The organism is Limnoraphis robusta BA-68 BA1 (assembly GCF_034932365.1).
Taxonomy (GTDB): Bacteria; Cyanobacteriota; Cyanobacteriia; order Cyanobacteriales; family Microcoleaceae; genus Capilliphycus; species Capilliphycus robustus.
The window spans coordinates 40,609-42,742 of sequence record NZ_JAYGHR010000100.1 but is presented as its reverse complement, the minus strand read 5'-3'; the positions used below and the strand labels follow the sequence as shown (position 1 = coordinate 42,742).

Sequence of the window (2,134 nt, the reverse complement as noted above, 5' to 3'; positions counted from 1 at the left end):
CAATGAAACTCTTTGTTATCAGCAAGTACAGCACAATATTTTTGCAAATCGTTACGACTTACATTTTTATTTTCTTCCCAATAACGTAGACATTTATTCCGGACAAACTGTGCTGTACGAATAGCTTGATCTAGTTTTGAGTATTGCGCTTGTGTCCCTTTGAGCTTGGCTTCTATTACTAACACTTGATCACCTCCTGATCAACAATTATAGCAAGTTTTATAAAGAGATGATAGGTTTATAAACAAATCGGTTGACCGCAATTCATCTCACCGTCAAATCAAAGATTATGACGGGAGCCTTCTTGCGGATGATAGGTAAATAGGTTGACACTTTCACCCAGCCACCCTCGGAAAGTGTCAAACCTAACTGACTCAACGATCTACCACAGGAGTGCATTACCAAACCTAAACTAAATTTAGGTTATCTTTTTGAGTCCTATCTCTATTAATAACCGGGGTCGGGGTGAAATGTCTTCGGGAAATTTACGGATTAATATGTGTTTATTTAACACCTACCTTTTTGCAAAAATCCGCATACTCTCCCCTAAAATAACAAACGTTAATCTTGAGCGTTAGCATTTCTCAGGTGTTTGGCGATCGCTTTATCACCCTGAAATTCTGCCAACATCAAAGCCGTACATCCGCCTTGATTTCTCAAATTCACATCAGCCCCCGCCTCAATTAAAGCTTGTACAACCTCTAAATGCCCTCTGTGAGCCGCCCACATCAACGCTGTTGCCCCCACCTCATCCTGCTGGTTAACTTGCGCTCCGTGCGCTAACAACGCCCGCAAAACTGGTGTATATCCCCGTTCTCCTGCTTTCATCAGTGCTGTTTTTCCTGCATCCGCCGGAACATTGACATCAACCCCAGCTTTTAATAACACCTTCACCGTTTCGAGATCATTGTGTAGAGTCGCCAGCGTCAAAGCTGTTTCCCCAAAAATTTTAGTCTTGAGGAGTTGAGGGAGGTTATCAGGAGAAACCCGTTGTAAAAGGCTGGCACAAATTGAGCTATAACCCTGTAATAACGCCACCATAACAGGCGTATCCCCCAATTTGTTGGCAATACTGACATCAGCACCCCAACTCAGAAGAAGTTCCACCATCGCGGCGTGTCCCTCCACAACTGCTAAATGTAGGGCAGTTTCTCCATCTTGATCTTGGGCTGCGATCTTAGCCCCCGCATCAAGAAGCTGAGAAGCGATCGCCAGATTTCCAGAAGCAGCAGCCGCCATCAATGCAGTCCCCCCATCCTCAGTTGTCGCGTTCACATCAGCCCCAAATTGAATCAGAGTTTTGACCATTTCGAGATGATTTAAGTCTACCGCTTGCATCAGGGGAGTTTCACCGTCATTGTTCGGGATGTTAATATTAATTCCGGCGCTGGCGATCACTTGAATCAGTTTAAGATTTCGCTGTTGTATTGCTTCGGTTAACACAGCAGAAATAAATTCCTGACTCCCAACAACGCTTTCTAGAAGAGTTTTAATTCCATCCCAATGGCTAGCCGACAAAGCCAGAGTAAAAGCCGTTTGTTGTTGATGATCCCGAAGGTGAAGATCCGCACCCGCACTGACTAACAAGCGGATCACCTCCACATTTCCCTTTAAGCAAGCCACCATCAGCGCCGTGCTACCGTTGGGGTTTTTCGCATTCACATTCGCCCCATGTGCCAACAATAACTTAATCGTGTTGAGTTGACCATGAGCAACCGCCAACATTAAGGCTGTTAAACCATAGCGTTTGCTCGTGTAATTAACTTCAGCTCCTTTTTCTAGTAAAGTTTGTACGATGTCGATATAACCCGCTCGTGCGGCCAGCATCAAAACCGTAACACCATCTTGATCTTTGGCATTGGCGTTGACCCCTTTGGCGAGTAAGGCGCGGGTATGAATAATGTTCCCCGTCTTAACAGCCCGAATTAATGTACTGTCTTGTGTAGAACCCATGAACGTCTCTCATCCTACTCGGTAAAGAGGACTGCACAAACACCCTCCCGAGAGGAGGGTTACGCAATTTAATATACACCTTGCATATTCTCAGGAACCTCCAAAAACCGTCAATCCCTTAACAGTTATCAGTGACCAGTGACCAGTGACCAGTGAACAGTGACCAGTAAACAGTTACCAG

Annotated in this window: 1 protein-coding gene and 1 pseudogene; both read right to left on the bottom strand. The window is 45.1% G+C overall.

Going from position 1 to position 2,134, the window contains the following annotated elements:
- Window positions 1–185: pseudogene (locus tag VB836_RS28470) on the bottom strand (RNA-guided endonuclease TnpB family protein); the annotation flags it as partial.
- A 376-nt stretch (window positions 186–561) separates the two neighbouring features.
- Window positions 562–1,953: an ankyrin repeat domain-containing protein gene (locus tag VB836_RS28465; protein ID WP_323224666.1), complete on the bottom strand. Its 1,392-nt coding sequence runs from the start codon at window positions 1,951–1,953 to the stop codon at window positions 562–564.
- Window positions 1,954–2,134 lie beyond the last annotated feature (181 nt).